The sequence below is a fragment of the Pseudomonas sp. M47T1 genome (assembly GCF_000263855.1).
Lineage (GTDB): Bacteria > Pseudomonadota > Gammaproteobacteria > Pseudomonadales > Pseudomonadaceae > Aquipseudomonas.
On record NZ_AJWX01000005.1, the window covers coordinates 68,688 to 95,341 of the forward strand.

A 26,654-nucleotide genomic window follows, 5' to 3' on the forward strand; every position below is an offset into this window, starting at 1 on the left:
CCCCAATTGTTTGATTATAAAATTAAATACAACAAACAATCATATTTTGTTGCGTTTATTGCAGCCATCGTTCACCGGTAACATCCCCCCTCATTCAGAATCAACGGGCACATCGGGGGATTTACCAGCGGTGAGACGAGTTATTTCCAACCCTGCATTACCCCTGATGGTACTGACATTAACGTTAACAATCAGTGGCTGCATCAGCACCCATGGCATTGGCCCGCAGAGCCGCCCCGAAGCCGGCAATGGGTTGCAGATCGACGCCAACATCCAGCAGGCGCGCAGCGACGCCCATTGGCCTGACAACCGCTGGTGGCAGGCCTTCGGCGACCGTCAACTGAACACCTGGATCGACGACGCCCAGCGCAACAGCCCGTCCCTTGCCGAAGCCGCCGCCCGGGTGCGTCAGGCCAAGGCAATGGCTGGCATCGAGGCGGCCAACGAAGCGCCGCAGCTCAATGCCAACGCCTCCATCACCCGGCACAAATGGCCCACCGATAACTTCTACGGCCCTGGCGAGCTGGCCGATGTCACCGACTTCGACAACAACGCCGCGCTGGGCCTGAGCTACTCCCTGGACCTGTGGGGTCGTGACAGCAGCGCCACTGAGCAGGCCCTGGACAACGCCCATGCCGCTGCGGCCCAAGACCGGGCGGCGCAGTTGGACCTGCAGGGCACTATCGTGCGCAGCTACATCCAACTGTCCGAGCAGTACGCGCAGCGCGACATCCTGCAGGCCCTGCTGGCCCAACAGCAGCAAGTACTGGACCTGGCGCAGAAGCGCTTCGCGCATGGCATCGGCACCCAGCTGGAAGTGAGCCAAGCGCAGACCTCGCTGCCTGAAACCCGCCGCCAGATCGACAGCCTTGACGAAGCCATCGCCCTGACCGGTAACCAGCTGGCAGCCCTGGCCGGTCAAGGCCCGGGCGCCGCGCGGCAATTGCAGCGCCCCAGCCTGGCACTGAGTGCGCCGTTGGCCCTGCCCAGCCGCCTGCCCGCGCAACTGATGGGCCAGCGCCCGGACGTGGTCGCCAGCCGCTGGCGGGTCAACGCCCAGGCCCGCGGCATTGAAGTGGCCCGCGCCGGCTTCTACCCCGACGTGGACCTCAGCGCCAGCGCCGGCTACAGCGGCACCGGTGGCGGCGTGCTGGAGTTTCTCAACGCCAGCAAGCTGACCGGCAGCGTCGGCCCGGCGGTGAGCCTGCCGATCTTCGACGGTGGCCGCCTGCGCGCGCAGCTCGGCGCCGCCTCGGCTGGCTATGACCTGGCCGTGGCGCAGTACAACCAGACGCTAGTGCTGGCCCTCAAAGACATCAGCGACCAGTTGATCCGCCGCCGCTCCATGGACAACCAGGCCGCGTTGGCCACCCAGGGGGTCGCCGACGCCCAGCGCAGCTACGACATCGCGCGCATTGCCTTCCAGCGCGGGTTGACCGGCTACCTGGACGTGCTCAACGCCCAGACCCAGCTGTTCCATGAACAGCAGGTTCAGCAGCAGGTGCAGGCCGCGCGCTTGCAAACCCAGGCGTCCCTGGTCATCGCCCTGGGCGGCGGCGTGGCCGCAGGCAAGGACAGCCCCGACCCTGCCCGCGCCACTGCGGCCCCACCGGGCCTGGCGCTGCTGCGCGGCGAGCAGGCGCCATGAGCGGGCTCAACGAGTGGCGCCCGGCGCTGCGGGCCTGGGCAGCGTGCGACGGGGTGACCTGGATTTACCTGTTCAAGTTGCTGTGCGCCACCTTCCTGACCTATTGGCTGGCCCTGCGCCTGGAGTTGCCGCAACCCTCCACGGCACTGGTGACGGTGTTCATCGTCATGCAGCCACAAAGTGGCCCGGTGATTGCCAAGAGTGCCTGGCGCCTGCTGGGCACTTTGCTGGGGCTGGTGGTGGTGGTCACGTTGATTGCGTTGTTCGGCCAGCACAGCGATGTGTTCCTCGGCTGCCTGGCGCTGTGGGTAGGGCTGTGCTGCGGCCTGTCTGCGCGTTACCGCAACTTCCAGGCATATGCCTTTGTGCTGACCGGCTACACCGCCGCCATTGTCGGCGTACCCGCCCTCGCCCATCCCCAGGGCGTGTACCTGTCGGCCGTGTGGCGCGCCGTGGAGATCGGCCTGGCCGTTATTTGCAGTGGCGTGGTGTCGGCCGTGATCTTCCCGCAGAGCAGCCGCACCGCCCTGCGTGCCGTGATCGGCAAACGCCTGGGCCTGTTTGCCGGCTTTGCCGCCGACAGCCTTCAGGGCCAACTGGCCCCCGCCGCCTTTGCCCAGCATAACCGCCGGCTGGTGGCCGAGGCCGTGGGCTTGGAGAACCTGCGCAGCGTGACAGTGTTCGAAGACCCCTTGACCCACCTGCGCAGCGGTCGCCTGAGCCGCCTGAACAGCGAGTTCATGCAGTGCACCACCGGTTTCAACGCGCTGTATCAGCACTTGCAACGCCTGCACCACGAGGCACCCACCGCCTGGCAGGACGTGCAGCCGGCACTGGCCGGGCTGGTGCAGGTACTGGAAGATTATCGCGGCAAGCAGCTGGACAGCGGCGCCGCCGCGCCCATGGCCGAGCGTCTTCATCGCCTGGCGCAGGACACTGCCGTGCGTCTGCGTCATCTGCCCGCCAGTAACGGCCAACAAGACCTGGACACCGCCGGTGAACTGCTGATGGCGCTGATCACACAGCTCCACGACTACGCCCAGACCCACGCGTCGCTGGCTAGCCATCGGCACCCGCGCGAGCAATGGACGGCCGGCTACACCCCGCGCACCAACCTCTGGGTATGCGCCGCCGCCGGGTTGCGCGGCTTCATCACCGTGGCCCTGGCCGCCACCTTCTGGCTGGCCACGGCGTGGCCCAGCGGCATCAGCCTGATGATTTCAGCGGCCGCCGGCATCAGCCTCACCGCGTCCACGCCAAACCCGTGGCGTGCGGGCGTGCAAATGGGCATGGGCGTGGTGCTCAGCAGCCTGTTGGGTTTCGTCGAGTACTTTTTCCTGTACCCGCACATCGACGGTTTCCCGTTGCTGTGTTTCGTGCTGGCGCCGGCGTTGCTGTTCGGCGGGTTCCTCACCACGCGGCTGCAAACCATGGGCATTGGCCTGGGTTTCCTGATCACCTTTGCCTCCGGCTCGATCCCGGCCAACCTGACGGTCTACAACCCGGCCGGGTTCGTCAACGACTGCCTGGCCAACATCATCGCCTTCGGCCTGTGCGCCATTGCCGGTGCGGTGATTCTGCCCACCAACGCGCCCTGGGCCTGGCGTCACCTGCAACGCGACCTGCGACGCCAGGTGGGCTTTGCCGCCAAGGGTGGCCTGAAACACCTGCGCCAGCGCTTTGAAAGCCGCACCCGGGACGTGCTGCAGCACGCCACCACACTGTCGGCCGCCCGCCCGGCGGTGCAGGACGACCTATTGCAATGGGCCCTGAGCGTTCAGGACGTGGGCTACGCCCTGGTGCAACTGCGCGAACACGGTGGCGTGCCGGTCGCTGTCGCCCAGCCGCTGATCACGCTGTTCGAACGCCCCAGCGCTGCGAATCGCCAGCAGGCACTGGCCGCCCTGGCCCAGGCCTTGGCCGAACAACCGACAGCGCCGCGGGCAGCCTACCTGCACTTCATTCGCAGCGCGCTGCTCAACCCTCGCTCGCCATTGGCCTGCGTGTGAATTGGACCTGACCATGCCCCGCGAACTGATGTTCCTCGAGCTGTACCTGCCCACGCTGATGCTGCTGCTGGGCGTCAGCGCCTTGTTGATGTGGCTGCTGGACCGCGTGCTGATTGCGCTGGATGTGTACCGATTTTTCTGGCATGCCCCGTTGGCGCGCCTGAGCCTGTTCATGTGCCTGTTCAGCGCCCTGGCGCTGACTATTTACCGCTGAGACCCCCATCATGAAAAAATGCTTGAGCGTGGTGGCCACCCTGTTGCTGGTGGCCTTGGCCGCCTGCCTGGGTTCCACCCTGTGGAACCACTACATGGCGCAACCCTGGACCCGCGACGGCCGGGTGCGCGCCGACATCATCAACGTGGCACCCGACGTCAGCGGCGTGGTGGTGGACGTGCCGGTGCACGACAACCAGCAGGTGAAAAAGGGCGACGTGCTGCTACGCATCGACCCGGCTCACTATCAGGTCGCGGTGGACCAGGCCAAGGCTCAGGTCGCGTCGCGCAAGGCCACCTGGCAGATGCGCGCAGTCAACGCCCGGCGCCGCGCCGACATGGACAACCTGGTGGTGTCCAAGGAAAGCCGCGAAGACGCCGGCAACACCGCCAGTGCCGCCCAGGCCGACTATCAGCAGGCCCAGGCGCAACTGGCCGCGGCCGAACTGAACCTGAGCCGCACCCAGGTGCTGGCCACCACCGACGGTTACGTCACCAACCTGAACGTGCACCCCGGCGACTACGCCAAGGTGGGCGAGGCGAAAATGGCCGTGGTGGACCGTCATTCGTTCTGGGTGTATGGCTACTTCGAAGAATCGAAGCTGCCCAACGTTCACGTCGGCGATACTGCGCAGTTGCAGATGATGAGTGGCGAAGTGCTCAAAGGTCACGTGCAAAGCATCTCGCGCGCCATCTATGACCGCGACAACCCCGAGAGCCGCGAACTGGTGGCCGACGTCAACCCCACCTTCAATTGGGTACGGTTGGCCCAGCGGGTGCCGGTGCGCATCCAGCTGGACGATGTCCCCGCCGACATGCTGCTGGCCGCAGGCACCACCTGCACCGTGGTCATCCAGGCCACGACGCGGTAGACACCCTGTAGCGTTCTGCGCAGGTCCTGCATCAATCAAGATTTACAGCGCACTCAAGGGCCGGCGCAGGCGCGCGGCACCGGCTACGCTATGGTGAGGGGCCAGCCCCTGAATAATCAGAACCGTAGAGGCCGTCATGAAAACCGTCGCAGAATTGCTCAAGCTCAAGGCTCAGCACAATCAACAGGTGCACACCATCGGCCCGGACCAGATGGTGGTGGAGGCACTGCGCCTGATGGCCGAGAAAAACGTCGGTGCCTTGCCGGTGATCAAGGATGGCGCCGTGGTGGGCATCGTCAGCGAACGTGACTATGCCCGCAAGGTGGTGTTGCTGGGGCGCTCGTCAGTGGGCACGCCGGTCAGCGAGATCATGAGCGCCAAAGTCATCACCGTGGACCCGCACAAGAACATCGATACCTGCATGAACATGATGACCGATGGCCACTTGCGCCATCTGCCGGTGGTCGAAGGGGGGCAGCTGGTGGGGCTGCTGTCCATCGGTGACCTGGTCAAGGAGGCCATTGCCGAGCAGGCCGACCTGATCCGCCAGCTGGAACAATATATTCGCGGCGAGTAGGCCCGCACCCCGGGGCGCGCAGGTATACTGCGCGCCCCGGGGGACGGCCCCGGACATTACCCTGCATGCTCCGGAGCTCTACCATGTCTGTCGACCAACACCCCCCCGCCCAAGACCTGCCCGACGAAACCGGCAGCGACAGCCAGCCGGCCGTGCCTGCCTTCAGCTTTCCGTTCAAGCCCGGCGCCTTTGCCGCGGCGAAAAAGGCCGCCACCTACCCGGGCGCCGGCAAGTCCAGCCACGACAAAACCCCAGGCCGGGCCCCCAATGGCACCCGTAGGTCCATGGGCAAGCGCTGAGCCTCAGCGGTTGACGTCGACCACCACGCGCCCGCGCACACCGCCTGCCAGCAACTGATCGGCCACGGCAACGGCGTCGCTCAAGCCGACTTCATGGCTGATCACCGCCAGCAGGTCACGGTCCAGGTCGCGGGCCAGGCGGTCCCATGCCTCGACACGGTCAGCCCGGGGGCGCCTGACGCTGTCGATGCCCAGCAACGACACCCCACGCAGAATGAACGGCGCCACCGAGCCAGGGAAATCCATGCCTTGGGCCAGGCCGCAGGCCGCCACGGCGCCGTGGTAACGGGTGGTGGCACAGACGTTGGCCAAGGTGTGGCTGCCCACTGAGTCCACCGCCCCGGCCCAGCGTTCCTTGCCCAACGGCTTGCCCGGTTCGGACAGGCTGGCGCGGTCGATGATTTCGCTGGCACCCAGGCGCTTGAGGTAATCGTGCTCGCTGGTGCGGCCGGTGGACGCCACCACTTGGTAGCCCAGCTTGGCCAGCAAGGCGATTGCAAAGCTGCCCACGCCACCGTTAGCGCCGGTTACCAACACCTCACCCTGCCCCGGCAGCACACCGTGGCGCTCCAGCGCAATCACGCACAGCATGGCGGTGTAACCTGCGGTGCCAATGGCCATGGCCTGGGCGGCGGTGAAGCCCTTGGGCTGCGGGATCAGCCAGTCGCCATTGAGCCGGGCCTTCTGCGCCAAGCCACCCCAATGGCCCTCGCCTACGCCCCAGCCATTGAGCAACACGGCGTCGCCCGCCTTGAAGTCAGGGTGCTCGCTGCTGCTCACGGTGCCCGCCAGGTCTATCCCCGGCACCATGGGGAAACTGCGCACCACCGGGCCCTTGCCGGTAATGGCCAGGCCGTCCTTGTAATTGAGCGTGCTGTAGGCAACGTCGACCGTGACATTGCCAGCAGGCAGTTGTGTTTCATCCAGGGCCTGCACGGCGGCGCGCTGCCCCTGGTCGTGCTTTTCGATGACAATGGCATTGAACATGCTGTTCTCCTCATTTAGACCGAACGTCTTTAAATGGCCTTGAAAAAGCCGGCAGTCAGGCCGGCTCACGATCCATCACATCTGGAAAAATGCCGAGCGCAGAAAGCCGCTGACGAAGGTGCGCATGGGTTGCGCGTTGCGTACCAGCCGGGCGCGCAGCACCGCGCCTTCCCAGCCCGTCCAGAAAAACGCTGCCAGTTCGTCGCAATCGGCTTCCTTGGGCAGGTCACCGCTGGCCTGGGCTGCCTGAAGGCAGGCGCTCAGGCGCTGTTGCCAATCGGCGAAGACCGCTTCGATGGCCTCGCGGTAGCCCTCGGGCAATACCGAGATTTCCTGGCCCAGGTTACCCACCAGGCAACCGCGCCGGTAATCGTGCTTGGCCATGCCCTTCTGAGCGTCTTCGACGAAGCCCAGCAGGCGCTCCAGCGGGGCCACCGACTCGTCCAGCAGCCAGCGGTCGAGCTTGCGCGCAAAGTATTGGGCATAGTTGTCCAACAGGGCCCGGCCGAAGGCGTCCTTGCTGGCAAAGTAGTGGTAGAACGAGCCCTTCGGCACCCCGACACGCTTGAGAATCATGTCGATGCCGGTGGCGCTGAAGCCCTGTTCAGTAAGGATCTCGGTACCGCAACGGACCAGCAGCTCGCGGGTGTCGTAATGCTCGCGAGGCACCTTGGGAGGGCGGCCGGGTCTGCGGGGGACGGGTGCTTGGGTTGGCGTAGTCATGTAGATGGATATTAGACTGGCCGTCTCAATTGTCAACTGGTTGATGTTCCAACATCGCAACGACGCCAGCTTCCACACAGGCGGCCTGCGGGGGTAGGCACGTTATGGCGCTTCGCTATATATTCGCCAACATAACGAAAAATTCAAAAAAGGAGTTTCACCATGTCTGTCGCTTCCCCTCGCCTGGTCCTGCTCGGCCTGTTCGCAGCCCTCTCCTTCAATGCCTATGCCGACGAAGTCCAAGTCGCCGTTGCCGCCAACTTCACCGCGCCTATCCAAGCCATTGCCAAGGCTTTCGAAGCCGACACCGGCCACACGCTGGTCGCGGCCTATGGCGCCACCGGGCAGTTCTACACACAGATCAAGAACGGTGCTCCGTTCGAGGTGTTCCTGGCGGCCGACGACAGCACCCCGGCCAAGCTGGAAAGCGAAGGCGACACCGTCAAGGGCTCGCGCTTCACCTACGCCGTGGGCACCCTGGCACTGTGGTCGGCCAAGGAAGGCTATGTCGACAGCAAGGGCGCGGTGCTCAAGGCCAATCAGTACCAGCACCTGTCAATCGCCAACCCCAAGGCAGCGCCCTACGGCCTGGCTGCCACCCAAGTGCTGGACAAGCTGAAACTGACCGACGCTACCAAGGCCAAGATCGTCGAAGGCCAGAATATCACCCAGGCCTACCAGTTCGTGTCCACCGGCAACGCCGAACTGGGCTTCGTGGCCCTGTCGCAGATCTTCAAGGACGGCAAGGTCACCAGCGGCTCGGCCTGGATCGTACCGGCCGACCTGCATGACCCCATCAAGCAGGACGCGGTGATTCTCAGCAAAGGCAAGGACAGCGCCGCGGCAAAAGCCCTGGTGCAGTACCTGAAGGGGCCGAAAGCGGCCGCCATCATCAAGTCCTACGGCTACGAAATCTGATGCCACTGGACGCAAGTGACCTGTCGGCCATTTGGCTGACCGTGAAACTGGCTTCGCTCACCACCCTGTTGCTGCTGTTGATCGGTACGCCGATTGCCTGGTGGCTGGCCCGCACCCGCTCGCGCCTGCGCGGGCCGGTGGGGGCTGTGGTGGCGCTGCCGCTGGTGCTGCCGCCAACCGTGATCGGCTTTTACCTGCTGCTGGCCATGGGGCCCAATGGCTTTATCGGCCACGCCACCCAGGCGCTGGGCCTGGGTACCCTGACCTTCAGTTTCGTCGGCCTGGTGATTGGCTCGGCCATCTATTCCCTGCCATTTGTGGTGCAGCCGTTGCAAAACGCCTTCACCGCCATCGGCGATCGCCCGCTGGAAGTGGCCGCCACCTTGCGCGCCAGCCCGTGGGATTGCTTCTTCAGCGTCGTGGTGCCGCTGGCACGCCCCGGTTTTGTCACCGCCAGCATCCTAGGCTTTGCCCACACCGTGGGCGAGTTCGGCGTTGTGCTGATGATCGGCGGCAATATCCCCGACAAGACCCGCGTGGTCTCGGTGCAGATCTACGACCACGTGGAAGCCATGGAGTACGGCCAGGCGCACTGGCTGGCCGGCGCCATGCTGGTGTTTTCGTTCCTGGTGCTGCTGGCGCTGTACGCCCGCGGCCACACCAAAGCCCGCTGGAGTTAACCTGTGGCCACGACCTTGACGGCGCGTATTCGCCACTGTTTTTCCGCGTTTACCCTGGATGTCGACCTGCAACTGCCGGGGCGTGGCGTCAGCGCCCTGTTCGGCCAGTCAGGGTCTGGCAAGACCACCTGCCTGCGTTGCCTGGCGGGCCTGGAGCGGGCCAGCCACGCTTACATCGAAGTCAATGGCCAGGTCTGGCAGGACAGCGACCGCGGGCTGTTCCTGCCCCCACACCAGCGCCCGCTGGGCTACGTGTTCCAGGAAGCCAGCCTGTTTGCCCACCTGAACGTGCAGCGCAACCTGGAGTTTGGCTGGCGGCGCATTCGCGCCACGCAGCGCAAAGTGCAGCTTGACCAGGCGTGTACCCTGCTGGGCATCGGCCATTTGCTCACGCGCATGCCCACGCACTTGTCCGGTGGCGAGCGTCAGCGCGTGGGCATCGCCCGTGCGCTGTTGAGCAGCCCGGGCCTGTTGTTGATGGACGAACCCCTGGCCGCGCTGGACAGCCAGCGCAAGGCCGAGATCCTGCCCTACCTGGAGCGCCTGCACGACGAACTGGACATACCCGTGGTGTACGTCAGCCACGCCCAGGATGAAGTGGCGCGGCTGGCCGACCATTTGGTATTGCTGGACCAGGGCACCGTGCAGGCCAGCGGGCCAGTGGCGCACACCCTCGCCCGCCTTGACCTGCCCCTGGCGCTGGGGGATGACGCCGGGGTGATCATTCAGGGCCGAGTCTGGGACTATGACCCCGCCTATCAGTTGCTCAGCCTCGGCCTGCCGGACAGCCTCCAGCACATCCGCGTGGCCCATGGGCCGCTGGCGGTGGGCAGCGCGCTGCGAGTCAAGGTGCAGGCTCGCGACATCAGCCTGAGCCTGGACGGCCAGGGCCACAGCAGCATCCTCAACCGCCTGCCGGTAACCGTGACCGGCCAGCGCGTGGCCGACAATAGCGCCCATGTGCTGGTCAGCCTGGAGGCCGATGGCACGCCGTTGCTGGCGCGGATCACGCGGTATTCGTGGGATCAACTGGGGCTGGGGGTGGGCAGCGCGGCGTGGGCGCAGATCAAGGCGGTGGCGGTGTTGGCTTAGGTAGGCCTGCAGCAGCCACACCTCGGCAACCCGTGCATAATACTCACCCACCGATCCTCCAACGGCGTCCCGTTTTATGAAGGCACTGCGTCTAAGCCGCTTACCCATCCTGCGTCACCTGCTGCGCCCCCTGCTCGACCCGCACCGCCGCTACCTGTACGCCCGCTACATCCATGCCGGGCGCGTGGCGGTGGGCCTGCTGGCGTCGATTCTGCTCACCACAGGCCTGAGCCTGCCCCACGGCGAGTGGGCCTCGGTGACATTGCTGATCGTGATCGGCGGCCTGCAGCACCAGGGCAATATCGGCCGCAAATCGCTGGAACGCGCCTATGGCACGCTGATCGGCGCCGCCATCGGCCTGTTGCTGGTGGTGCAGCAAGGCTACCTGCACGAGCAATGGCTGACGTACGTGGCCATGTCCACGGTGTGCGGTTTCTTCGCCTATCACGCTATCGGCAAAGGCGGCTACATTGCCCTGCTGTCGGCGATCACCGTGTTCATTGTCGCCGGTCACGGTGACAACCCCATCAGCGATGGCCTGTGGCGCCTGGTGGACATTCTGATCGGCATTGCCCTGGCACTGGCATTTTCCTTTGCTATCCCGCTGTACGCGGTGTACTCCTGGCGTTTCAGCCTGGCCAAGGGGCTGCGCGGTTGCGCCAAGGCCTACGGGCGCATTCTCAACGGCCACTCGGTAACCGATGACGAACACCTCAAGCTGGCCGCGCAACTCAACGCCATCATGGTGCAGTTGCGCTCGCTGATGCCATCGGTGTCCAAGGAAGTGCGTATTCCGCTGACCGAACTGGAAGTGATCCAAGGCCAGTTCCGCCTGTGCCTAAGCACCCTGGAACTGCTGTCGAACCTGCGCCCGCGCGAGCACAACGACTGGCACGACTGGCTGCACCCGGAACACCGACAAATCAACCGGCAGCTGATTGCCATGGCCCGCGCCCTGGAAACCGGCGCCACCGATCGCCTGGCACGCCAGGTGGAACGCGGCGCCGAGATCGAACACGTGCAGGTGCCTGACAGTCAGGACGCCCAGGGCTTTCGCCTGCTGACCCTGCAACTGGCCACCAACCTGGAAGGCCTGCGCCAGCGTCTGCACAAGAGCTCCCGGCGCTGGAACCTCTGATCAGGCCGACTGGGCCACGCCGGCCGGCGCCCGGAAGTGGCCGTAGCCAACCAGCACCAGCCCCGCCAGCGCCAGCAGCCCACCGGCAGGCGCGATCCATTCATAGCCCAGGCCAAGGGTCAGCACCCCACCGCCCAGGGCTGCGCCCAGGCCATTGCCCAGGTTGAACGCACCGATATTCACCGATGACGCCAGGCCCGGCGCGTCATGGGCCGACTGCATCACCCGGGTTTGTAACACCGGGATCAGGGCGAAGGCCGACGCGCCCCACAGCACCATCAGCACGGTGGCACTCACTTGCCCTTTCAGCAGCTCGGGCATGCCGAACATCAACACCGCCATCAACACCAAAAACCCCGCCAGGGTGCCTTCCAGCGAGCGGTTGGCGAGCTTGCCACTGAGGTAATTGCCGGCTGTGAAACCGATCCCAATCATGACCAGCAAAACGGTCACGAAGGTCGGCGTGGCGTTGATCAGGTGCTGCATCACGGCCGCGATGTAGGTGTACAGCGTAAACATCGCCCCAGCACCCAGCACAGTGGTGAACAAGGCGCGCACCACGTCACCGCGCATGAGCACGCGCAGTTCGCGGCGCACGTCCGGCTTCTCGCCGCGCTCACCACGAGGCAGCCACAGGGCCAGCCCCAGCATCGACAACGCACCCAGCCCTGCGGTGGCGGCGAATGCCATGCGCCAGCCAATGGCCTGGCCCAGCCAGGTGGCGGCCGGCACGCCGCCGATGTTGGCGATGGTCAGGCCCATGAACATGGTCGCCACGGCGCCGGCGCGCTTGTCGGCCGGTACCAGGTTGGCCGCCACCACTGAACCGATGCCAAAAAAAGCGCCATGGGCCAGGCTGGTGAACACCCGCGACAACACCAGGGTGTCGTAACCCGGCGCCAGGGCCGAGAACAGATTGCCCAAGGTGAAAATCGCCATCAACCCCAGCAGCGCGGACTTGCGCCGTGCCGGGGCCAGCAGCAGGGTCATCAGCGGCGCGCCCACCATCACGCCAATGGCGTAGGCGCTGATCAACAGGCCGGCCGTGGGAATGGAGACATGAACGCCGTCGGCAATCACCGGCAACAGGCCCATGGGCGCGAACTCGGTGGTGCCAATGGCGAACGCCGCCAAGGCCAGTGCAAACAGGATCAACTTCATGGGTGGACCTCCAGGTCGCAGGGGTAAACCATACTCGTGAGTAGTATTTGCCCAAAGAGGCTACTCTTGAGTAACATTACTCACAAGTAAAAATTTCCCGGCCAGTGATCCTCACCCATGCCCAGCCAGCCACCCCGTACCAAGGGCGAACACACCCACGCCCGCTTGCGTGAGGCCGCCGCCGCAGAATTCGCCCGGCGCGGCTTCCACGCCACCAAGGTCAGCGACATCGTCAAGGCCAGCGGCCTCACCCAGCCCACGTTCTACAGCTACTTCGACAGCAAGGAAGCGGCCTACGAAGAACTGGTGGGCGAGTTTCGCCGGCGACTGGAAGCGCTGATCAGCACCATGCTGATCAAGACCGCCATGAACACCGATGAACTGCTGGACAGCGTGGCGACCAGCTTCCTGCGCTTTTTCGATTTCCTGGCCCAGGACCCGGACCTGACCCAGATCGGCTTTTTCCAGCCGCCAGGCTGCACCCTGACCAAGGCCGGCATGGCCACGTGGATCGGCAACAACATCGCCAAGGAACAGCAGATTGGCTTGTTTCGCACCGATGTACCGGCGGACATGATCGGCAAGTGCTTTGTCGGCATGGTCGACCAGATGGCGCGCGAGCCAGTGGATGCCCGGCAGCGGCAGGCCAACGCACGGCATTGCGCATTGCTGCTGTGCGAGGGCTTGTGGACGGGTGTCGCCGCTGCCGTGGGTGAACCCTGAACGCTTGAGGCACAGGGCCAGCGCAGCCTTGCGGCAGCAGCTGCAGTGTCCGCGCAAGACGGTGGCCCCAACAACCAAGCGTGCAAAGGCTGTATATCCATACATATTTTGCTTGCCTGACGCGCCCGCTTTGCCCATGCTATGGGCTTCGCCCCGCTGCTGAAGACCGACCACGGCCATGCGCCTCTACCTCTGCGAAAAGCCCTCCCAGGCCAAGGATATTGCCAAGGTGCTCGGCGCCAACCGGCGCGGTGACGGCTGCTGGATGGGCACGGACGTGACGGTGACCTGGTGCATCGGCCACCTGCTGGAAACCGCGCCGCCCGACGCCTACGACGAGCGCTACAAGCGCTGGGTACTGGCCGACCTGCCGATCATTCCGGACAAATGGAAGATGCTGGTCAAGCCCAAGACCGCCAGCCAGTTCAAGGCGGTCAAGCGGCTGCTGGGCGAAGCGCGGGAACTGGTGATTGCCACCGACGCCGACCGCGAAGGCGAAATGATTGCCCGCGAGCTGCTGGAGCACTGCCGCTACCGTGGCCCGGTCCAGCGCCTGTGGCTCTCGGCACTCGACGACGCCTCCATCCGCAAGGCCCTGGCAGCCCTCAAGCCTGGAGCGGAAACCTTCAGCCTCTACCACTCGGCCCTGGGCCGGTCGCGCGCCGACTGGCTGATCGGCATGAACATGAGCCGCCTGTTCACCTTGCTGGGTCGCCAGTCCGGCTACCAGGGCGTGCTGCCTGTGGGCAGGGTACAAACCCCCACCTTGCGCCTGGTGGTGGACCGTGACCGCAGCATCGCCGCCTTCGTGCCCGCGCCGTTCTGGGCCATCGACGTGCGGCTTGACCCACGCGGCCTGCCCTTCATCGCCCAATGGTGCCCGCCCAACGACCACTGCGACGATCAAGGCCGCTGCGTGAACCCGTCCGTGGCTCAGGCGGCCGCCGATGCACTGCGTACCGCCAGCGTCGCCAGGCTGGCGAAACTGCGCACCGAACGCATGGGTGAAGCAGCGCCACTGCCCTTCGACCTGGGCACGCTGCAGGAAGTGTGCTCGAAAAAGCTTGGGCTGGGCGCCCAGGAAACCCTGGACATCGCCCAGGCGCTGTACGAGCAGTACAAAATCATCACCTACCCGCGCAGTGACTGCGGCTACCTGCCCAACAGCCAGCACGCCGAGGCACCGTCGATCCTCGCCGCCCTGGGCCGCGCCGACCCTGCCCTGGCCGGGCTGATGCCACACATCGACGCCAGCCGGCGCTCACGCGCCTGGAACGACGCCAAGGTCAGCGCCCACCACGGCATCATTCCCACGGCCGCCGGCACCGACCTGGGCCGCCTGGGCGGCAAGCAACGCGCGGTGTACACACTGATACGCGCCCGCTACCTGGCGCAGTTCCTGCCCAACCACGAGTACGACCGCACCCAGGCCGACTTCGACTGCGCCGGCCAGCGCCTGCGCGCCGTGGGCAAGCGCATCGTCGAGCCCGGTTGGCGGCGAGCGCTGCCTGAGGCGCTTACACCGGCCAAGGGGCGCGAAGCCCCTGCCCCCCAAGCACTGCCGGCCTTGCACGAAGGGCAGGACTACGATGTGGGTGAAACCACCCTCAAGGACCTGTGGACCCAACCGCCAAAACCCTTCACCGAAGGCGACCTGATCAAGGCCATGAAGAACGTCGCCAAGCTGGTGGACGACCCGCGCCTGAAACAGAAGCTCAAGGACACCACCGGCATTGGCACCGAAGCCACCCGGGCGGGCATCATCCAGGGCCTGATAGACCGGGGTTACCTGAGCAAGAACGGCAAGGCGCTCAATGCCACGCCTGCGGCCTTCAGCCTGATCGACGCCGTGCCCCGGGCCATTGCCGACCCCGGCACCACGGCCATCTGGGAGCAGGCACTGGACATGGTGCAAAGCGGTGAAATGAGCCTGGAAGAATTCGTCGCCAAGCAATCGGCGTGGATGAGCCGTCAGGTAGAACGCTGCGCCGGGCTTAGCCTGACCATCAGCGGCCCCGCCAGCCCGCCGGGCCAGGGCGCGCCCTGGAAGAAGAAACGCAAGCCCGCCGCGCGCAAGGGCACCGCGCCGCGCACGCGCAAACCCAAGGCAGCGGCCACCTGAAAGCAGGCGAAACTGCTATCGTCGTGCCCCTGGATAACGGAAAGGAAACCCTGAGAATGCTTGAGTTCATTGGCCTGTCGGTCGTTTTCGGTGCAGGCGCCACAGCGCTGCTGGACGTGTGGAACCTGCTGTTGAACAAACTGTTCGGCTTGCCCACGCCGCCGTGGCACTTTGTAGGGCGCTGGTTTGCCGGCCTGCCGCGCGGGCATTTCGTACATCGCAAAGGCATTGCCTCGTCCGCCCCGGTGCACAATGAACTGGCTATCGGCTGGGTCATGCACTACGTCACCGGCATGGTCTTCGCCGCCGCGCTGCTGTTGATCTGGGGCCTGGGCTGGGCCGTGCAACCTACCTTCGCGCCTGCATTGATCGTGGGCATTGTCACCGTGGGCGCTGGCTGGTTCATCCTGCAACCGGGCATGGGTGTTGGCATCGCGTGTTCAGGCGCGCCCAAACCGGCGCTGGCGCGGCTGTTGAATGTGGTAGGTCATATAGTCTTCGCCGTCGGCCTGTACGGTACCGCCCGCCTGCTGGCGTGAGCCTGCACGTATTGCGCCGCTACAAAAACCTCGCAGGCGCTGCCGTCAGGCGGCGAAAAGGTGCGCAGCACCTTCAGCCTGCGGCGGCTCCTACAGGGTCGCCACGCAGGTGCAAGGCTGCCGTCATTGTACCGGCAGGAAATTGAGGAACAGCAGGCTTTGCGCGTAATTCAGACCCATGCGTCTATATCGCTCGTCGAGCATCTGCGTCACCAGGTCGAGCCGCGCCACGATCTTGCCGAACTCGGTGGCGAAACTCAGGTTGCTGCCTTCCTCGGAAATGGCGTTGGAAAACAGCAACGGCTCGCCCTGGGCATCCTGGCGCTGGCTGAGCAGCCAGGTGGCCTTCTCGATGTTGCGCGCCGCGTTGTTGATGAACGTTGGGTTAAGGTTGTCGGTCATGTAGAACGTCAGCCGATTTCCGTGCGCCGTCACCAGCATGCTGCCGATGGCGTAGATGAACGCCCCCACGCGGTCGCCCAGAAACTCGGGACTCATGGCGTAGCTCAGCGCGGCCAGGTCCTTGCGGCCACCCAGTTGCGGCAACGGGTGTTGCTGCTCAATGGCCAGGCGCACCTGTTGTTCGGCCGTGGCGGCATCGACAAAGCCGGAACGCTTCAACTGCGCGGGGTTGCGCAGGTACAGCTTGTTCATCAGCACGTAGAGGCTTTGCAGGTTATCGTGCATGGCCAGCGTGGCCATGCGGTCCACGCTGGTCTGGAAGAATTCATCGGGCTTGCCGTTGCTGATCTGCGTGGCAATGTCTTGCCCGGTCTGCCGGCTGCAGCCCTGCAGCGCACACAGCAGCGTCAGGGCCGGCAACAGCAGGTAGGGAAATACGCGAAACATTGGAATCTTCGGGCCTGGGAGGGGGTGAAAACCACGGCGGTGCCGCAGGCGAGCGATCTATAGAGGGGCAAATCGGGAAAAAGTGCGATCACCCGGCAATTGGTCGGGATTCACACATTGGTCATGACCAGGGCTTTGTGAATGGCCCCGCACCCGGTACCCTCTGCGCTCATGCCCATCCAGGACCACGCCCTTGATTCCGCTGCACACCCTGCCGGTGCTCGACCCCACTGCCACCTGCGACACCTGCGCCGCCAAATGCTGCCGCCTGGAAGTGATGCTGATCACCGACACCGGGGTGCCCGAGCGCTTCATCGACACCGATGACTGGGGCTCGCAAACCATGGCGCGGCTGGACGACGGCTGGTGCGCGGCACTGGACCGACGCACCATGAGTTGCAGCATCTACCGGCAACGACCATTGATTTGCCGTGAGTTCGAAATGGGCGGCAGTGACTGCCTGGAAGAACGCCTGGCGCCCTGACCGCCCGCCTGCCTCACACCATGGCTCGACGACCTGGCCGCACGAAGGCCAGCGATGAGCGGATACGCCCGGCCAGCGAACTGGCGCCGTGCAGGTTGTCATAATGGAACACCGCCGTGGCACGGATGCCGCCAGGGTCGGCGGGCAGGTTGGTGTGCAGCGATCGGTAGCCCCAGAACAGGTACATATTGCCCGGCTCCATCGCCACCTGGGTGAAACGGTTGCTGCCTTGCTGATATGCCTTGATCAAGTGGCGTTGGGACCAGCGGTTGTCAACCTTAAGCTTGTCGATCAGGTTCATGGCGTAGGTGCCGCGCAGCGGCCGCTTGCTGGGCAGCATCAACAGGTCGCCCTTCTCGCCCTCGGGCATGCACACCGGCATGATCGTGGTGAGCACGAACGAGTCGTAGTGGAAAATCATCGACTCGCGGTGGCCACTGTCCCCTACCAGGCAGCGCAGCACTTGGTGCAAACCATCGTCGTTGGCCGCACGGCCGGTCGCCTGGGTGACCACGCGGCGGCACAGGTCCAGGAACACCGGCGACCGGCCCCACTCATACAACAGGGAGCCCGTCACGGCCTGGTGACCGGTAAGCGCCACGTAGCGGTTGCCCGCCTCGGCAACCGATCGCTCGACCAACGCCTGCACCTCGGCAAGCTCCGCCGGGCTCGCCCAGTTGGGCAATACCGCATAGCCCTGCCGGTCTATGGAGGCAGCCAACGCCTTGATTTGTTCATCACTGAAACTTGAGTATTCCATGCTCATCTCCCCAACTCTGTTTTGACCCAAGGTTGTTAGAAGCTCCGGTTTCGAACAGCCAGCCGCGTGCCGCCTGACAAAGGCAGCACACAGGCAGGTTCGTCAAAACGGGCGTTTACAGGACAATGCGTCGATGGTGTTGCCACCCACGGCGGATGCAGTGTCGGCGTGCCCCTGTGGCAGCCGGTGCTTGCGAAAAGCACGCAGCTGGGGACTGAGAGGAGATTAGCAGCGGTTATCAATTGCACCTAAGAAAGCTGAGCAAATATTCATACCGGCCGTCGACTTAGCTTCACTGATGAGGAAACGGTGAATAATCGTCGGAAAACTGTCAGGGCATGGCACGCCTCACTGCACCACCCCCGCCTCGCGCAAGCGACGAATCTGTTCCTCGTCCAACCCCAACCCGCGCAGCACACTGTCGGTGTGAGCCCCCAGTGCCGGGCCCTGCCAGCGCACTTCGCCCGGTGTGTCGGATAACGTGGGGACGATGCCGGGCATTTTCACCTGCGCACCGCCAGGCAGTTGCGCCGTCAATAACATGCCACGAGCCTGGAAGTGCGGATCGCTGACGATGTCGGCTACCGAGTAGATTCGCCCCGCCGGCACCTCAGCCGCTTCCAGGGCAGCGAGAATATGCGCGACGCCGTGGCTCGAACTCCAGGCGCTGATAGCCTCGTCCAACAACCCGCTCTGGGCCGCGCGGCCGTCGTTGTGTGCGAACGCGGGCGCGCGGCCCAGGTCATCACGGCCGATGGCGCTCATCAGGCGTTTGAAAATGGGGTCACTGTTACCGGCTATCACCACATAGGCACCGTCGGCCGACGGGTAGGTATTGGACGGCGCGATACCGGGCAAGGCACCGCCGCTGCGCTCGCGCACATGGCCAAAGTGGTCGTATTCGGGTACCAGGCTTTCCATGACGTTGAATACGCTTTCCACCAATGACACATCGACGATCTGGCCATCGCCCTGGCCGGTCTTCACCCGCAACAGCGACATTAGCGCGCCCATCACCGCGTGCATCGAGGCCAGCGAGTCGCCCAGGCTGACACCCATCCGCGCAGGGGCGGAGTCCGGGTGGCCGGTGGTGTAGCGGATGCCGCCCATGGCCTCGCCGATGGCACCAAAGCCGGGGCGGTCGCGGTAAGGCCCGGTTTGCCCGTAGCCTGAGATGCGTACCAGGGTCAGCCCGGGATTGAGCGCATGCAGCACGTCCCAGCCCAGCCCCAGTTTCTCCAGGGCACCGGGGCGCAGGTTCTCGATGACGACGTCGGTGTCCCGCGCCAGTTGCTTGATGATGTCCACGCCTTCGGGCGATTTCAGGTTCAACGCCAGGGACTGCTTGTTGCGGGACTGCAGGTACCACCACAGCGACGTGCCTTCGTACAGCTTGCGCCACTTGCGCAGCGGGTCGCCCTGCCCCATGGATTCGACCTTGATGACCTGGGCGCCGAACTCGCCCATCAGCCGCGCGGCAAAGGGCGCCGCGATCAGCGTGCCGATTTCGAGCACCTTGATACCACTGAGCGGACCGGACATGGGGCAGGCCTCTTGTTGTTGGAAGGTTCAGCGTAGTTGCTCAGGCCCGCGTGGCGCTCAGGGTGTAGCACATGGGCAGTTGAACGGCCCGGCCCTCATAGCGATGCCCTGGACTGGGCGCATTGTTTCAAAAATGGTCCGAAACCGTCGCAGGATCAGGCAAAAGCGCAAGAGTTTTGGTACTACGCAAGCTGGCCAGGCAGGTCTAGCCTTGGTACTCCCCTCTCAAGGAGCCCGGCCATGACTACCAAAACCTTTTTGATCACCGGCGTCAGTTCCGGCTTTGGACGCGCCTTCGCCCAGGCGGCCTTGGCCGCCGGGCATACCGTGATCGGCACGCTGCGCTCGGCGGCCGCCGTGGCCGAGTTTGAGCAGCTGCACCCCAGTAACGCCCATGGCGTGCTGCTGGACGTCAGCGACTTCGCCGCCATAGAGCCGGCCATCAATACCCTGCTCGCCCGCCACGGCGCCATCGACGTGCTGGTCAACAACGCCGGCTACGGCCACGAAGGCACCTTGGAGGAATCACCGCTGGAAGAACTGCAACGCCAGTTCGACGTCAACGTCTACGGCGCCGTGGCCATGATCAAGGCCGTGTTGCCGGGCATGCGCGAGCGGCGCAGCGGGCACATCATCAACATCACCTCCATGGGCGGCATGATGACCCTGCCGGGCATTTCCTACTACCACGGCAGTAAGTTCGCTTTGGAAGGCATTTCCGAATCCCTGGCCCAGGAAGTGGAGCCTCTGGGCGTCAAGGTGACCGCCGTGGCACCGGGCTCGTTCCGCACCGACTGGGCAGGCCGTTCGATGGTGCGCACGAACCGTTCGATCGCCGACTACGACGCCGTATTCGACCCCATCCGCCAGGCTCGCGAGGCGCGCAGCGGGCAGCAGCCGGGCGATCCGGACAAGGCGGCGCAGGCGTTGTTGACGCTGGTGAATGCCGAAAAGGCGCCGCGGCATCTGTTGTTGGGCCAGGATGCGCTGCAACTGGTGCGGGCAAAGCTCAAGGCGCTGGAAGCCGAAATCGAAGCCTGGGAAAAGGTGTCGGCCAGCACCGGGTATTGAACCCGCCGCCCGTCGTCGTCAAGGCGCTGCCATAAGGCTGCGAAAAGGTCCGCACTCGGCGCAGTGATGCCGATCGCGGGCCCGCTGTGCGGGCCTTCGCAGCCTGGCGGGAGCGGCTGCAGGGCATTACCTAAGAGCGCCCGAAGCCCCATCAGCAAAATCGATAGCAAGCTTACGAAATGCCCGCGCCAGAGCCTCTGAGGCACTCTAATATCATTGTGAATGATAGTTACCTTCGCCCCATTCGATTCGTCGATAGCCCCCCCAAGCGACCACACTCCGCCCATTCTCAATACAGTGGCGGACGTGCCCCATGGAACAGTCAATCAAACATCTGCGCTTCCCTCTGGCCGCCCTCGCGGTCGTGGTGATGAGTGCTTGCGGGCGTGCCCCCCAGGTAGCCCAGGCGCCGGCCGCCCCCAAGGTGACCGTGGCCAAGGTGCTGGAACAGCCCATTAATGAGTGGGACGAGTTCACCGGACGCCTGGAAGCGCCGCAAACCGTTGAAGTGCGCCCACGGGTCTCGGGCCAGATTGACCAGGTGGCCTTCACCGAAGGCTCGCTGGTGAAAAAAGGCGACCTGCTGTTCCAGATCGACCCCCGCCCCTTCGAATCCGAAGTGCATCGCCTGGAAGCCCAACTGCAACAGGCCCGTGCCACCGCCACCCGTACTGAAAGCGAAAGCCAGCGCGGTGAGCGCCTGCGTGCCAGCAACGCTATCTCCACCGAGCTTGCCGAAACCCGCACCAGCAGCGCCCAGGAGTCGCGTGCCGCCGTTGCCGCCATCCAGGCGCAGCTGGACCTGGCCCGCTTGAACCTGAGCTTCACCCGCGTGACCGCGCCCATCAGCGGCCGGGTCAGCCGCGCCGAAATCACCGCCGGCAACATCGTCACCGCCGACGTCACGCCGCTCACCAGCCTGGTGTCCACCGACAAGGTCTACGCCTACTTCGACGCCGACGAGCGCGTGTACCTCAAGTACACCCAACTGGCACGCAAGGGCGAACGCGGTGCCACCACCCCGGTGTACCTGGGCCTGTCCAACGAAGACGGTAACCCGCACCTGGGCCAGATGGACTTCATGGACAACCAGGTCAACCCCAAGACGGGCACCATCCGTGGCCGCGCCGTGTTCGACAACCGTGACGGCGAGTACACCCCGGGCCTGTATGCGCGCCTGAAACTGGTGGGCAGCGGCACCTATGAAGCCGTGCTGATCAAGGACGAAGCCGTGGCCAGTGACCTGGGCAAGAAGTACGTGCTGGTCATGGACAAGGACCACACCGCCACCTACCGCACCGTGGAGCTGGGGCCAAAACTGGAAGGCCTGCGCATTGTGCGTTCCGGCCTGGCCAAAGACGACACCATCGTCATCAACGGCCTGCAGCGCGTGCGCCCCGGCACCCAGGTAGACCCTGAGGATGCGCCCATGGCCAGCCCCGCCACCCTCGCCGCCCTGGCCGAACAGCTGAAGGCGCTGCAGGCCAGCAACGCGCCCAAGCCTGGCGCGGCCACCCCGGTGAGCGTGGCCAGCGTCGCCACCCCACGCGGCTAACAGGAAAAGACCGATGAAATTTTCCCAGTTCTTTATTCAGCGGCCGATCTTCGCCGCGGTGCTCTCGCTGCTGATCCTGATCGGCGGCGCGATCTCGCTGTTCCAGTTGCCCATCAGCGAATACCCCGAAGTGGTGCCGCCCACCGTGGTGGTGCGCGCCAACTTCCCGGGCGCCAACCCCAAGGTCATCGGTGAAACCGTGGCCGCGCCCCTTGAGCAGGCCATCACGGGCGTGGAGAACATGCTGTACATGTCCTCGCAGAGCACCGCCGACGGCAAGCTCACCCTGACCATCACCTTCGCCCTGGGCACCGACCTGGACAACGCGCAGGTGCAGGTGCAGAACCGCGTGACCCGCACCGAACCCAAGTTGCCGGAAGAGGTGACGCGCATCGGTATTACCGTGGACAAGGCCTCCCCCGACCTGACCATGGTGGTGCACCTTACTTCGCCGGACAAACGCTACGACATGCTGTACCTGTCCAACTACGCCATCCTCAACATCAAGGATGAGCTGGCTCGCCTGGGCGGCATTGGCGACGTGCAGCTGTTCGGCATGGGCGACTATTCCCTGCGGGTGTGGCTGGACCCGAACAAGACCGCGTCGCGCAACCTCACCGCCACTGATGTGGTCACCGCCATTCGCGAGCAGAACCGCCAGGTAGCGGCCGGCCAACTGGGTTCCCCGCCCTCGCCGAGCGCCACCAGCTTCCAGATGTCGATCAACACCCAGGGCCGCTTGGTGACCGAGGATGAGTTCGAGAACATCATCATCCGCACCGGTGCCGACGGCGAGATCACCCGCCTCAAGGACATCGCCCGGGTGGAGCTGGGCTCCAGCCAATACGCCCTGCGTTCGCTACTCAACAACCAGCCGGCGGTGGCCATCCCGATCTTCCAGCGCCCTGGTTCCAACGCCATCGATATCTCCAATGAAGTGCGGGCCAAGATGGCCGAACTGAAGAAGAGCTTCCCCGAAGGCATGGACTACAGCATCGTCTATGACCCGACCATCTTTGTGCGCGGCTCCATCGAAGCGGTGATCCACACCCTGTTCGAAGCACTGATCCTGGTGGTGCTGGTGGTGATCCTGTTCCTGCAAACGTGGCGTGCCTCGATCATCCCGCTGGTGGCCGTGCCGGTGTCGCTGATCGGTACCTTTGCGGTGATGCACCTGTTCGGCTTCTCGCTCAACGCCCTGTCGCTGTTCGGCCTGGTGCTGGCCATCGGCATCGTGGTGGACGACGCCATCGTGGTGGTGGAGAACGTTGAACGCAACATCGAGCTGGGGCTCAACCCCGTGGACGCCACCAAGCGTGCCATGGGTGAAGTGACCGGGCCGATCATTGCCACGGCGCTGGTGCTGTGCGCGGTGTTTGTGCCGGCGGCCTTCATCTCCGGCCTCACCGGGCAGTTCTACAAGCAGTTCGCCCTGACCATCGCGATTTCCACGGTGATCTCGGCCTTCAACTCCCTGACCCTGTCGCCGGCCCTGGCCGCGGTATTGCTCAAAGGCCACGACACGCCCAAGGACCGCTTCTCGAAAGTGCTCGACCGGCTGCTGGGCGGCTGGCTGTTCGCCCCCTTCAACCGCTTTTTCGTCAAGGCCAGCCATGGCTACGTGGGCACCGTACGCCGGGTGATCCGCCGCAGCGGCGTGGCCCTGGTGGTGTACGCCGGCCTCATCGCGTTGACCTGGCTGGGTTTCTCCACCACGCCAACCGGCTTCGTGCCGGCCCAGGACAAGCAGTACCTGGTGGCCTTCGCACAACTGCCGGACGCTGCCAGCCTGGACCGCACCGAGGACGTGATCAAGCGCATGTCCGAGATCGCCATGAAACAACCGGGCGTGGCCAACGCCATCGCCTTCCCGGGCCTGTCGATCAACGGCTTCACCAACAGCCCCAACAACGGCGTGGTGTTCGTGGCGCTCAAGGACTTTGACGAGCGCCGTGACCCCAGCGAGTCGGCCGGCGCCATCGCCGCAGCCCTGAACGGCAAGTACGGTGCGATCCAGGACGCCTATATGGCGATCTTCCCGCCACCACCCGTGCAAGGCCTGGGCACCATCGGCGGCTTCCGCCTGCAAATCGAAGACCGTGGCAACCTGGGCTACGACGCGCTGTACAAGGAAACCCAGAACGTCATCGCCAAAAGCCGCAGCGTGCCGGAACTGGCCGGCCTGTTCACCAGCTACACCGTGAACGTGCCCCAGGTAGACGCGGCAATCGACCGTGAAAAAGCCAAGACCCATGGCGTGGCCATCAGTGACATCTTCGACACCCTGCAGGTGTACCTGGGCTCGCTGTATGCCAACGACTTCAACCGTTTTGGCCGTACCTACCAGGTCAACGTGCAGGCCGAGCAACAGTTCCGCCTGGAGCCTGAGCAGATCGGCCAGTTGAAGGTGCGCAACAACCTGGGCGAGATGATCCCGCTGGCCACCTTCATCAAGGTCAGCGATACCTCCGGCCCCGACCGGGTCATGCACTACAACGGCTTCGTCACCGCCGAAATCAACGGCAACGCCGCGCCAGGCTACAGCTCTGGCCAGGCCCAGGCGGCGATGGAAAAACTGTTGAAACAGGAACTGCCCAACGGCATGACCTACGAGTGGACCGAACTGACCTACCAGCAAATCCTCTCGGGCAACACCGCGCTGTTTGTATTCCCGCTGTGCGTGTTGCTGGCCTTCCTGGTGCTGGCCGCCCAGTACGAAAGCTGGAGCCTGCCACTGGCGGTGATCCTGATTGTGCCCATGACCCTGCTGTCGGCCATTGCCGGGGTGATCATTGCCGGTAGCGACAACAACATCTTCACCCAGATCGGCCTGATCGTACTGGTGGGCCTGGCGTGCAAGAACGCCATCCTGATCGTGGAGTTCGCCAAGGACAAGCAGGAAGAAGGCCTGGAGCCATTGGCCGCCGTACTGGAAGCCTGTCGCATGCGCTTGCGCCCCATCCTGATGACCTCGTTCGCGTTCATCATGGGCGTGGTGCCGCTGGTGCTGTCCCACGGCGCCGGTGCCGAGATGCGTCATGCCATGGGCGTGGCGGTGTTCTCCGGCATGCTGGGCGTGACCTTCTTTGGCCTGCTGCTGACCCCGGTGTTCTTCGTGCTGATCCGCAACCGCGTGGAGAAGAAAAAGGCCCGCAAGGCCGCCCAGCTTCTGACTCTGGAGACCCCAGCATGAGCCTGAAACTCTTCATGCCCAGCCTGCTGGTCCTGGCCCTGGCCGCCTGTGCGGTGGGCCCGGATTACAAGACCCCGGACACCGCGGCGGCGAACGTCACCGCCGCCAAGGACGGCCAGTACGATCGTGGTCACTTCGACGCCGTGTGGTGGCAGCAGTTCGACGACCCCACCCTGAACCAGCTGGTGGACAAGTCCTTGCAGGGTAACCGTGACCTGCGCGTGGCCTTCGCCCGCCTGAAAGCGGCGCGGGCTATTCGCGACGACGTCAACACCGAGCGCTTCCCCGTGGTCACCAGCCGCGTCAGCAGCGAAGTGGGCAAGGGCCAGGTGCCCGGCCAGACCACCGACCGGGTCAACCAGGAGCGCTACGACCTGGGCCTGGACATGGCCTGGGAAGTCGACCTGTTTGGCCGCATCCAGCGCAGCCTGGAAGCCAGCGACGCTCAGGAAGACGCTGCCCGCGCCGACCTGCAGCAACTGCAAGTGACCATGATCGCCGACCTGGTGGACGCCTACGGTGACCTGCGCGGTGCGCAACTGCGTGAAGACATTGCCCGGGCCAACCTGAAGACCCAGCAAGAGTCGCGCACCATCACCGTCAGCCTGCGGGATGCCGGCGTGGGTAACGAGTTGGACGTGGTGCGTGCCGACGCGCGCCTGGCCGGCGTGGAAGCCACCGTGCCGCAACTGCAGGCCGAACAGGTGCGTGCCCGTAACCGCATCGCCACCCTGCTGGGCGAACGCCCGGACCAGTTGAGCGTGGATCTGAGCCCGGCAAAACTGCCGGCCATCTCCAAGGCCCTGCCCATCGGCGACCCGGGCGAACTGCTGCGTCGGCGCCCCGACGTGCGCAGCGCCGAACGCAAACTGGCCGCCGCCACCGCCAACGTCGGCGTGGCCACTGCCGACCTGTTCCCACGGGTCAGCCTGTCGGGCTTCCTGGGTTTCACCGCCGCCCGTGGCTCGCAGATTGGCTCGGCCGCCGCCAATGCTTGGTCCCTGGGCCCGAGCATTACCTGGGCTGCTTTCAACCTGGGCAGCGTGAAAGCGCGCATCCGCGGCGCCAACGCCGAAGCCGAGGGCGCCCTGGCGACCTACGAGCAACAAGTGCTGCTGGCCTTGGAAGAGTCGGAAAACGCCTTCAGCGACTACGGCAAAGTGCAGCAACGCCTGGCCTCGCTGGTCAAGCAAAGCCAAGCCAGCCGCGCCGCCGCAGACCTGGCCTCGATCCAGTACCGCGAAGGCACCGTCGACTACCTGGTACTGCTGGACGCCGAACGTGAACGCCTGAGCGCCGAAGACTCCCAGGCCCAGGCCGAAGTGGACCAATATCGCGGCATCGTCGCCATCTACAAAGCCTTGGGCGGCGGCTGGCAAGTACCGGACAAGGGCCAGACAGTGGCGTCGGCCAAGTGACGTGACAGAGCTCCTTTGGTTGGTGTTTGACTGACCTTTTTTGCCCCGCCTTGTGCGGGGCTTTTTTGTGGCCTGACACAC

24 protein-coding genes are annotated in these 26,654 nt (G+C 64.7%); 18 read left to right on the forward strand and 6 right to left on the reverse strand.

The window, feature by feature from the left end; genetic code table 11:
- The first annotated feature begins 130 nt into the window (after nt 1–130).
- The 6 genes from PMM47T1_RS07805 to PMM47T1_RS07830 all read left to right on the forward strand — a co-directional run bounded on the left by PMM47T1_RS07805 (nt 131) and on the right by PMM47T1_RS07830 (nt 5,618).
- Entirely contained in the window at nt 131–1,648 is a 1,518-nt protein-coding gene (locus PMM47T1_RS07805; protein ID WP_043300845.1) for an efflux transporter outer membrane subunit, read from the forward strand.
- Nucleotides 1,645–3,657 carry an FUSC family protein gene (locus PMM47T1_RS07810; protein ID WP_008367415.1) on the forward strand — a complete coding sequence of 671 codons (2,013 nt, stop codon included), beginning with the start codon at nt 1,645–1,647 and terminating at the stop codon, nt 3,655–3,657. Before PMM47T1_RS07805 ends, PMM47T1_RS07810 begins: the two co-directional genes overlap by 4 nt.
- Nucleotides 3,658–3,670: 13 nt before the next feature.
- A complete protein-coding gene (locus PMM47T1_RS07815) occupies nt 3,671–3,871 on the forward strand; it encodes a DUF1656 domain-containing protein (protein WP_008367416.1) in 201 nt (66 codons plus the stop codon).
- A 10-nt stretch (nt 3,872–3,881) separates the two neighbouring features.
- On the forward strand, nt 3,882–4,742 hold the full coding sequence (locus tag PMM47T1_RS07820) for an efflux RND transporter periplasmic adaptor subunit (RefSeq protein WP_008367418.1): 861 nt from the start codon (nt 3,882–3,884) through the stop codon (nt 4,740–4,742).
- Nucleotides 4,743–4,878: 136 nt separating this feature from the next.
- Nucleotides 4,879–5,319, forward strand: a complete 441-nt coding sequence (locus tag PMM47T1_RS07825; protein WP_008367419.1) for a CBS domain-containing protein — start codon at nt 4,879–4,881, stop codon at nt 5,317–5,319.
- 83 nt (nt 5,320–5,402) lie between these two features.
- Nucleotides 5,403–5,618, forward strand: coding sequence for a hypothetical protein (locus PMM47T1_RS07830; RefSeq protein WP_008367421.1), 216 nt, complete (start codon nt 5,403–5,405; stop codon nt 5,616–5,618).
- 3 nt (nt 5,619–5,621) lie between these two features.
- Here the strand turns inward: PMM47T1_RS07830 and acuI are convergent, their stop codons facing one another.
- Both acuI and acuR read right to left on the reverse strand, forming a co-directional pair.
- On the reverse strand, nt 5,622–6,605 hold the full coding sequence (gene acuI, locus PMM47T1_RS07835; RefSeq protein WP_008367422.1) for an acrylyl-CoA reductase (NADPH): 984 nt from the start codon (nt 6,603–6,605) through the stop codon (nt 5,622–5,624).
- Nucleotides 6,606–6,680: 75 nt separating this feature from the next.
- Nucleotides 6,681–7,328 carry an acrylate utilization transcriptional regulator AcuR gene (gene acuR, locus PMM47T1_RS07840; RefSeq protein ID WP_050990392.1) on the reverse strand — a complete coding sequence of 216 codons (648 nt, stop codon included), beginning with the start codon at nt 7,326–7,328 and terminating at the stop codon, nt 6,681–6,683.
- Nucleotides 7,329–7,490: 162 nt separating this feature from the next.
- On the opposite strand from acuR, the gene modA reads away from it, so the two are divergent.
- The 4 genes from modA (at nt 7,491) to PMM47T1_RS07860 (ending at nt 11,156) form a co-directional block, all read left to right on the forward strand.
- On the forward strand, nt 7,491–8,246 hold the full coding sequence (gene modA / locus PMM47T1_RS07845; RefSeq protein WP_008367426.1) for a molybdate ABC transporter substrate-binding protein: 756 nt from the start codon (nt 7,491–7,493) through the stop codon (nt 8,244–8,246).
- Nucleotides 8,246–8,926, forward strand: coding sequence for a molybdate ABC transporter permease subunit (modB, locus tag PMM47T1_RS07850; RefSeq protein WP_008367428.1), 681 nt, complete (start codon nt 8,246–8,248; stop codon nt 8,924–8,926). The genes modA and modB overlap by 1 nt, the downstream gene beginning before the upstream one ends.
- 3 nt (nt 8,927–8,929) lie before the next feature.
- Nucleotides 8,930–10,018, forward strand: coding sequence for a molybdenum ABC transporter ATP-binding protein (gene modC / locus PMM47T1_RS07855; protein WP_008367430.1), 1,089 nt, complete (start codon nt 8,930–8,932; stop codon nt 10,016–10,018).
- Between the two features lie 76 nt (nt 10,019–10,094).
- A complete protein-coding gene (locus PMM47T1_RS07860; RefSeq protein WP_008367431.1) occupies nt 10,095–11,156 on the forward strand; it encodes an FUSC family protein in 1,062 nt (353 codons plus the stop codon).
- Here the strand turns inward: PMM47T1_RS07860 and PMM47T1_RS07865 are convergent, their stop codons facing one another.
- The gene (locus tag PMM47T1_RS07865) at nt 11,157–12,317 is read right to left on the reverse strand and encodes an MFS transporter (RefSeq protein ID WP_008367433.1); all 1,161 of its coding nucleotides are present in this window, start codon (nt 12,315–12,317) and stop codon (nt 11,157–11,159) included.
- A 117-nt stretch (nt 12,318–12,434) separates the two neighbouring features.
- Between PMM47T1_RS07865 and PMM47T1_RS07870 the strand changes: the two genes are divergently transcribed.
- The 3 genes from PMM47T1_RS07870 (at nt 12,435) to PMM47T1_RS07880 (ending at nt 15,701) form a co-directional block, all read left to right on the forward strand.
- Nucleotides 12,435–13,040 carry a TetR/AcrR family transcriptional regulator gene (locus tag PMM47T1_RS07870; RefSeq protein ID WP_008367435.1) on the forward strand — a complete coding sequence of 202 codons (606 nt, stop codon included), beginning with the start codon at nt 12,435–12,437 and terminating at the stop codon, nt 13,038–13,040.
- Nucleotides 13,041–13,218: 178 nt separating this feature from the next.
- Nucleotides 13,219–15,162, forward strand: coding sequence for a DNA topoisomerase III (locus PMM47T1_RS07875; RefSeq protein ID WP_008367437.1), 1,944 nt, complete (start codon nt 13,219–13,221; stop codon nt 15,160–15,162).
- A 56-nt stretch (nt 15,163–15,218) separates the two neighbouring features.
- Nucleotides 15,219–15,701: a DUF2938 domain-containing protein gene (locus PMM47T1_RS07880; protein ID WP_008367439.1), complete on the forward strand. Its 483-nt coding sequence runs from the start codon at nt 15,219–15,221 to the stop codon at nt 15,699–15,701.
- Between the two features lie 123 nt (nt 15,702–15,824).
- Here PMM47T1_RS07880 and PMM47T1_RS07885 read toward each other — a convergent pair whose 3' ends face one another.
- Nucleotides 15,825–16,550, reverse strand: coding sequence for a hypothetical protein (locus PMM47T1_RS07885; RefSeq protein WP_008367442.1), 726 nt, complete (start codon nt 16,548–16,550; stop codon nt 15,825–15,827).
- Between the two features lie 202 nt (nt 16,551–16,752).
- Between PMM47T1_RS07885 and PMM47T1_RS07890 the strand changes: the two genes are divergently transcribed.
- Nucleotides 16,753–17,034, forward strand: coding sequence for a YkgJ family cysteine cluster protein (locus PMM47T1_RS07890; RefSeq protein ID WP_043300861.1), 282 nt, complete (start codon nt 16,753–16,755; stop codon nt 17,032–17,034).
- Nucleotides 17,035–17,047: 13 nt separating this feature from the next.
- On the opposite strand, the gene PMM47T1_RS07895 is transcribed toward PMM47T1_RS07890, so the two are convergent.
- A complete protein-coding gene (locus tag PMM47T1_RS07895) occupies nt 17,048–17,794 on the reverse strand; it encodes a hypothetical protein (protein WP_157212967.1) in 747 nt (248 codons plus the stop codon).
- A 348-nt stretch (nt 17,795–18,142) separates the two neighbouring features.
- The gene (locus PMM47T1_RS07900) at nt 18,143–19,336 is read right to left on the reverse strand and encodes a CaiB/BaiF CoA transferase family protein (protein ID WP_008367448.1); all 1,194 of its coding nucleotides are present in this window, start codon (nt 19,334–19,336) and stop codon (nt 18,143–18,145) included.
- Nucleotides 19,337–19,576: 240 nt separating this feature from the next.
- Here PMM47T1_RS07900 and PMM47T1_RS07905 point away from each other — a divergent pair, with 240 nt between their 5' ends.
- The 4 genes from PMM47T1_RS07905 to PMM47T1_RS07920 all read left to right on the forward strand — a co-directional run bounded on the left by PMM47T1_RS07905 (nt 19,577) and on the right by PMM47T1_RS07920 (nt 26,573).
- Nucleotides 19,577–20,407 (forward strand): oxidoreductase, encoded by an 831-nt coding sequence (locus PMM47T1_RS07905; RefSeq protein ID WP_008367450.1) that lies wholly within the window; start codon nt 19,577–19,579, stop codon nt 20,405–20,407.
- Between the two features lie 313 nt (nt 20,408–20,720).
- Nucleotides 20,721–21,962: a multidrug efflux RND transporter periplasmic adaptor subunit MexE gene (mexE, locus tag PMM47T1_RS07910; protein WP_008367452.1), complete on the forward strand. Its 1,242-nt coding sequence runs from the start codon at nt 20,721–20,723 to the stop codon at nt 21,960–21,962.
- A gap of 13 nt (nt 21,963–21,975) precedes the next feature.
- A complete protein-coding gene (locus tag PMM47T1_RS07915) occupies nt 21,976–25,155 on the forward strand; it encodes an efflux RND transporter permease subunit (protein ID WP_008367454.1) in 3,180 nt (1,059 codons plus the stop codon).
- Complete coding sequence (locus PMM47T1_RS07920) at nt 25,152–26,573, forward strand: efflux transporter outer membrane subunit (RefSeq protein WP_008367455.1); 1,422 nt, start codon at nt 25,152–25,154, stop codon at nt 26,571–26,573. Before PMM47T1_RS07915 ends, PMM47T1_RS07920 begins: the two co-directional genes overlap by 4 nt.
- Nucleotides 26,574–26,654: the final 81 nt, after the last annotated feature.